Source organism: Diaphorobacter ruginosibacter (assembly GCF_040396215.1).
In the GTDB taxonomy this organism is placed as follows: Bacteria; Pseudomonadota; Gammaproteobacteria; order Burkholderiales; family Burkholderiaceae_C; genus Diaphorobacter_A; species Diaphorobacter_A ruginosibacter_A.
Genome location: NZ_JBEBOW010000170.1, coordinates 1 through 6,193, shown reverse-complemented (window position 1 = coordinate 6,193; position 6,193 = coordinate 1). Strand labels below are relative to the sequence as shown.

Genomic DNA, 6,193 nt, shown 5'->3' with positions numbered 1-6,193 from the left:
CCGGCATAGTCGGCCTTCACGCGTTCTCCGAACTGCTGCGGGTTCTGATAGTCGGCCGTGGCGCCCTGCTCTTCGGCCTTCTTGCGGAAAGCGGGGTCTTCCACCACCTTCTTCAGATCGGCGGTGAGCTTGTCGATCACGGTTTTCGGAACGGCGGCCGGAGCAAACAGGCCGAACCACGAAGTCGCGTTCACACCGGGGTATCCGGCCTCGGCGGTGGTGGGTGCGTTTGGCAGGCTGGGCAGGCGCTCCTTGCCCGTCACGGCGAGCACACGCAGCTTGCCCGACTGGATGTGCGGCATGAACGGCGGCGCGGTGCCGAACGTCAGATCAACCTGGCCGCCCAGCAGATCCTGCAGCGCCGGGCCGGTGCCCTTGTAGGGCACGTGCACCATCTTGATGCCAGCCTGCTGCTCCAGCATCGCGCCCGTCACGTGTTGCAGCGAACCATTGCCGGACGATGCGTAGTTCAGCTTGCCGGGATTGGCCTTGGCGTATTCGACCAGTTCCTTGAGCGTGCGGGCCGGAACGCTGTCACGCACGACGATGATCTGCGGCGCGGACATGATGTTGCCAACGGGCTGGAAATCCTTTTGCTCCCACTGCAGGGCCTTGGTGATGTGCGGAGTGATGACGTGGTAGCCCGAGTACTGCATCAGCAGCGTATAGCCATCGGCCTCGGCGCGCTTGACGAACGTCGCGGCGATGGCGCCGTTGCCGCCGCCCTTGTTGTCGACCACCACCGATTGGCCGATCACCGGGCCGAGGGCCTGCGCGGCCATGCGGCCGGCCAGGTCCGTCGTGCCGCCCGCGGCCGCGGGAACGACGAACGTGATGGGCCGGCTGGGGAAGTCTCCCTGCGCGAAGGCGCTACCGGCGGCTGCCGCGCCGAATGCGGCACACAGGGCCGCCGCCAGCATATTGCGTCGAATCGTATTCATGTGATGTCTCCTTGTCTGAATAAAAAACCTGTCCTGAAGCCGCTGCCGCGTTCACATGCAGTCAAGCAGCCCGCCGATCGCGCGCCAGCGCACGCTCACGGATCGCCTCGAAATCAGCGGGCAGCGGATGCGTGTCCAGACGCTTGCCCGCCTTGACGATCTGGCTGGGCACCTCATGCCCAATCAGCTCCGGCAGGCACCGGGCCGCGGCGATGATCGCATCCAGGTCCACGCCCGTGTCATAGCCCATGCACTGCAGCGCATGCACGATCTCCTCGCTGCACACGTTGCCCGACGCACCCGGTGCGTAAGGGCAGCCGCCAAGACCGCCAAGGGAGGCATCGAACTGGCGCGCCCCCGCGTCGATCGCGGCAAGCACGTTGGCAAGCCCCATGCCCCGCGTATTGTGGAAATGCAGCGTGAACTCCACCGCCGGCCAGCACTTGATGGCATGCGAGGTGATGCGCGCGACCTGCGCGGGAAAGGCCATGCCCGTCGTATCGCACAAGGTGATCCCCTGCACGCCCAACTCGGCAAAACGCTCGGCAAACGCGAACACATCGGCCTGCGCCACCTCTCCCTGCATCGGGCAGCCGAACACGCAGGACAGCGACACGTTCACCGGCACCTTCGCCTGTTGCGCCAGCGCGATCACCTGCGAGAGCGAGGCAAACGATTGCTCGCGCGTCATGCGCAGATTGGCGATGTTGTGGGTCTCGCTCACCGACATCACCAGGTTCAGCTCATCGGTGCGCGCGTCGATGGCGCGCTCCGCTCCGCGCATGTTGGGCACCAGCGCCGTGTACACCACACCGGGAACGCGTTCGATCTCGCGCATGACGATCTCGGCGTCACGCAGCGCGGGAATCGCCGTTGGCGAGGTGAACGAAGACACTTCGATCTTCGCCAGCCCCGCATGCGACAGCGCATTCACCAGCGCAATCTTGTCCTGCGTGGGCACGAACCGCTGCTCCATCTGCAGGCCGTCGCGCGTGCCGACCTCGCACATGCGGATGCGCGTGCCATTGCCGTTCCAGACGTTGCTCATTGAATCACTCCCTTGCCGCGCAACAGCGCAATCTGATCCTGCGTGAGGCCCGCCTCGGCCAGCACCGCATCGGTATCGTCGCCCAGGCCCGGCGCGCTCGAGCGCACGCCGCCCGGCGTACCCGACATCTTGGGGACGATCCCCGGCACGGTCACCGCATATCCGTCGCGCGTCTGCTGCGTGAGCAGCATGTCACGCGCCTTGTAGTGCGGATCCTCGCAGATGTCCCGGGCGGTATAGACCTTGCCCGCGGGCACGCGCGCGACGGACAAGGCCTCGGTCACTTCGACCACGCTGCGAGGGGACGTCCACTGGCCGATGGCGGCATCGATCTCGGCAATGCGCGCCACGCGGCCCGCGTTGCTTGCCAGGTCGGGCGCATCGGCCAGGTCCTGGCGGCCGATCGCCGCCATCAGGCGCTTGAAGATGCTGTCGCCATTGCCTGCCACCAGCACCCATCCATCCTGGCACGGATACGCGTTGGAAGGCGCGATGCCGGGCAGCGCGCTGCCCGCGGCTTCGCGCACGGCGCCGAACGCGCTGTATTCGGGAATCAGGCTTTCCATGCAGTTGAATACGGCCTCGTGCAGCGCCACGTCGATGACCTGCCCCTTGCCGCCATGCGCCTTGCGGTGGTAGAGCGCCATCAACACGCCGATCACGCCATGCAGCGCAGCCAGCGTATCGCCGATGGACACGCCCACGCGCACCGGCACACGCCCCGGCTCGGCGGTGAGATGGCGCAGGCCGCCCATCGCTTCGCCGATCACGCCGAATCCCGGCAGATCGCGGTACGGGCCGGTCTGCCCATACCCCGAGATCCGCAGAATGACGAGGCCCGGATTGAGCCGGTGCAATTCCTCGGGCGACATGCCCCAGCCCTCCAGGGTGCCAGGCCGGAAATTCTCGATCAGCACGTCCGCCTGGGCTATCAGCTTGCGCGCGATGTCCTGCGCCTCGCTCTGGCGCAGGTCGAGCGCCACCGACTTCTTGTTGCGCGACTGCACCTGCCACCAGACAGAGGTGCCGTTCTTCAAAAGCCGCCAGTTGCGCAGAGGATCGCCGGCGCCGGTCGCCTCGATCTTGACGACCTCCGCGCCAAAATCACCCAGCGTCTTGCCGCAGAACGGACCGGCGATGAGCTGGCCCATCTCCACCACGCGAACGCCCTGCAGGGCGGCTGGCGTCAATGGCCCGGCCAAGGCTTGCTCGGTCATGTCGTATCTCCTTTGCAGACTTCACTGGCGCGGATAATGTCGCCTTTCGCGCGGCCCGCAAAACGCTCAAGCGCGACGCTGCCATCGCAAACCGGCATGGCAGGTGAAAATAAACGCTCCATGAAACTCGATCCCGTTTCCCTGCGCCTCTTCGTCGCGGTGATGGAAGAAAGCGCCATCGCCCGCGCGGCAGCGCGCGAACACATTGCGGCATCCGCCGCGAGCCGCCGCCTGGCCGAACTCGAAGACGCGCTCGAGGTGGCGCTGTTCACCCGCAGCAACCGCGGCACCGAGCCCACCGCGGCGGCCTACGCCCTGCTCAACCTGGCACGCGGAGTGCTCAACGATCTCGACGGCATCGCCACGCAGATGCGCGACTATGGCGCCGGCATCCGGGGCCATGTGCGGGTTGTCGCCAACATCTCCGCCATCACGCAATTCCTGCCAGCCGAGCTGCAAGGCTTCATGGCAAAGCATCCGCAGATCCAGGTCCAGCTGCAGGAGCAGATCAGCACCGCCGTCGCACAATCCGTGGCGGAGAACGCGGCCGACGTCGGCATCCTCAACCACGGGAACTATGGCGACCAGGTTGCGCTGCTGCCCTATCGGGAAGACCAACTGGTGGTCGCCGTTCCCACCAGCCATGCCCTGGCGCGACGGCGCAGCCTGCGGCTGGCCGACGTGCTGCCCTTCGACATCGTCGGCATGCATACGGGCAGCGCGATCAACAACCTGCTCATGCGCCATGCGGCGGAGCTTGAAATGCAGCTCCGGCTGCGCATGCAGGTCACCAGCTATGACGCGCTGTGCCTGATGGTATCCGCGGGACTGGGCATCGGCGTGCTGCCGCTGGGCAGCGCCCAGATCTACCGGGGCGCATTGGCGCTGCGCACCATCCCGCTGGCCGAACCCTGGACACGGCGCAAGCTGTCGCTGTGCGTGCGCTCCATCGAGTCACTCTCGGGAGCCGCCCGGCTGCTGGTCGATCATCTTCGCTGCCCGGCGTCGCAAACGCCCCATGCCCAGCCATGAATACGCACATATCCCTTCCTCCCGAGCGTCCCAAACGCTGGGACATCTTCTGCCAGGTGATCGACAACTTCGGCGATGCCGGCGTGTGCTGGCGCCTGGCCGCCGACCTGGGCGCGCGCGGACATCACGTGCGGCTGTACATGGACGACGCGAGCGCGCTGCAATGGATGGCGCCCCAAGGCGCCGAGCGCGTCAGCGTCCTGCCCTGGCCCGTCCAGGCACAACCTGGCGAGCCCGGCGACGTCATCATCGAAGCGTTCGGCTGCGAGATTCCCGAGGCTTTCGTTTCAGCCATAGCGTGCAAGCACCAGCGCGATCCATCCAGCATCGTCTGGATCAATCTCGAATACCTCTCGGCCGAAAGCTACGTCGAACGCTGCCACCGCCTTCCATCACCCATCATGAGCGGCCCGGCCGCGGGCATGACGCGCTGGTTCTTCTACCCGGGTTTTACCGAACGCACGGGCGGATTGCTGCGCGAACCCGACCTGCCCGAGCGGCAACGCCGCTTCGACCGCGCGCAGTGGCGCCTGCGGCATGGCGTGGCGGAAAGCGACACCGCCATCTCGCTGTTCTGCTACGAGCCCGCAGCCCTTCCCCACGTGTTGAAGGCGTCGCTTGGCCAGGCGGCCGATTGCCGCTGGCTGGTGACCCCCGGCCGCGCCGAGCGCGCCGTGCGCCAGGCGCTGCAATCCTGGCCACCCGCGCAACGGGACGGCAGCGAGCGGCGCATCGGGTTTCTTCCCTATCGCACGCAGCGCGAGTTCGATGAACTGCTTTGGGCCTGCGACCTCAATTTCGTGCGCGGCGAGGACTCGCTGGTACGCGCCCTCTGGGCCGGCCAGCCCTTCATCTGGCAGATCTACCCTCAGCACGACGATGCCCATCACGACAAACTGCATGCGTTCCTGGACTGGCTTCAGGCGCCCGCCTCGCTCAGGCACATGCATGCGGTCTGGAATGGCCTCCAAGAGCCGCAAAACAGGCCTTTTCCCGACAAGGACATGCTGGACGAATGGCGCGCCTGTGCTCGCTTTGCGCGCGATCGGCTGCTGCGCCAGGAAGACCTGCTCAGCCAGTTTCTGGGGTTTGTCGCGGAAAAAAGCTAAAATGATCGTCTTTGCGCCATTCGAAGGCAGCACATCCCGTGCCCAGCCGGCGCGTCCCGCCGCGGACCATGCGCCGGGGTGACAGGCAGTCGCAGCGACTTCGCCTTTGCGCCCCGCATGTGGAGCGGCCCAACTCGCACTCAAGCAAGCTATGAAAATCGCTCAAGAAATCCGCGCTGGCAATGTGATCATGCAGGGCAAGGACCCCATGATCGTCCTGAAGACCGAATACGCCCGCGGCGGCCGCGGCGCAGCCACCGTGCGCATGAAGCTCAAGGCCCTGCTCAGCAACATGGGCACCGAAGTCGTGTTCAAGGCCGACGACAAGATCGACAACGTGATCCTGGACAAGAAGGATTGCACCTACTCCTACTTCGCCGACCCGATGTACGTGTGGATGGACCCCGAGTACAACCAGTACGAAGTGGAAGCCGCCAACATGGGCGACGCCATCAACTACCTCGAAGACGGCATGACCGCCGAAGTCGTGTTCTATGACGGCAAGGCCATCTCCGTCGAACTGCCCACCAGCGTCGAACGCGAAATCACCTGGACCGAACCGGCCGTCAAGGGCGACACGTCGGGCAAGGTGCTCAAGCCCGCCAAGATCGCCACCGGCTTCGAAGTGCCCGTTCCATTGTTCGTCGATCAGGGCGACAAGATCGAAATCGACACCCGCACCGGCGAATACCGCAAGCGCGTGTAATTCCCCGCGGCCGCAATGTGTGACCGCAAACAACGCCCGATGCCTTACGGCATCGGGCGTTTGCATTTGCCCCTCTCTCACGCATCTTCCCGACGGCCCTGCAACAAAAACAGAGCCGCTACGCGTGGTCCGCTGCCCCC

General features: G+C 65.6%; 7 protein-coding genes. 3 read left to right on the top strand and 4 right to left on the bottom strand.

Going from position 1 to position 6,193, the window contains the following annotated elements:
- From ABWP92_RS15850 to ABWP92_RS15835, 4 genes are all read right to left on the bottom strand, one after another.
- Positions 1-941: Bug family tripartite tricarboxylate transporter substrate binding protein (locus ABWP92_RS15850; RefSeq protein ID WP_353236369.1), on the bottom strand; the 941-nt coding region annotated here is incomplete at its 3' end.
- A 61-nt stretch (positions 942-1,002) separates the two neighbouring features.
- Positions 1,003-1,989 (bottom strand): hydroxymethylglutaryl-CoA lyase, encoded by a 987-nt coding sequence (locus tag ABWP92_RS15845; RefSeq protein ID WP_353236368.1) that lies wholly within the window; start codon positions 1,987-1,989, stop codon positions 1,003-1,005.
- Positions 1,986-3,206, bottom strand: a complete 1,221-nt coding sequence (locus ABWP92_RS15840; protein WP_353236367.1) for a CaiB/BaiF CoA transferase family protein — start codon at positions 3,204-3,206, stop codon at positions 1,986-1,988. The genes ABWP92_RS15845 and ABWP92_RS15840 overlap by 4 nt, the downstream gene beginning before the upstream one ends.
- Positions 3,203-3,328: a hypothetical protein gene (locus ABWP92_RS15835; RefSeq protein ID WP_353236366.1), complete on the bottom strand. Its 126-nt coding sequence runs from the start codon at positions 3,326-3,328 to the stop codon at positions 3,203-3,205. Before ABWP92_RS15835 ends, ABWP92_RS15840 begins: the two co-directional genes overlap by 4 nt.
- On the opposite strand from ABWP92_RS15835, the gene ABWP92_RS15830 reads away from it, so the two are divergent.
- The 3 genes from ABWP92_RS15830 to efp all read left to right on the top strand — a co-directional run bounded on the left by ABWP92_RS15830 (position 3,327) and on the right by efp (position 6,053).
- Positions 3,327-4,238, top strand: coding sequence for a LysR family transcriptional regulator (locus ABWP92_RS15830; RefSeq protein ID WP_353236365.1), 912 nt, complete (start codon positions 3,327-3,329; stop codon positions 4,236-4,238). The genes ABWP92_RS15835 and ABWP92_RS15830 overlap by 2 nt on opposite strands.
- Complete coding sequence (earP, locus tag ABWP92_RS15825; RefSeq protein ID WP_353236364.1) at positions 4,235-5,347, top strand: elongation factor P maturation arginine rhamnosyltransferase EarP; 1,113 nt, start codon at positions 4,235-4,237, stop codon at positions 5,345-5,347. The genes ABWP92_RS15830 and earP overlap by 4 nt, the downstream gene beginning before the upstream one ends.
- Before the next feature lie 151 nt (positions 5,348-5,498).
- Positions 5,499-6,053, top strand: a complete 555-nt coding sequence (efp, locus tag ABWP92_RS15820; protein WP_353236363.1) for an elongation factor P — start codon at positions 5,499-5,501, stop codon at positions 6,051-6,053.
- Positions 6,054-6,193: the final 140 nt, after the last annotated feature.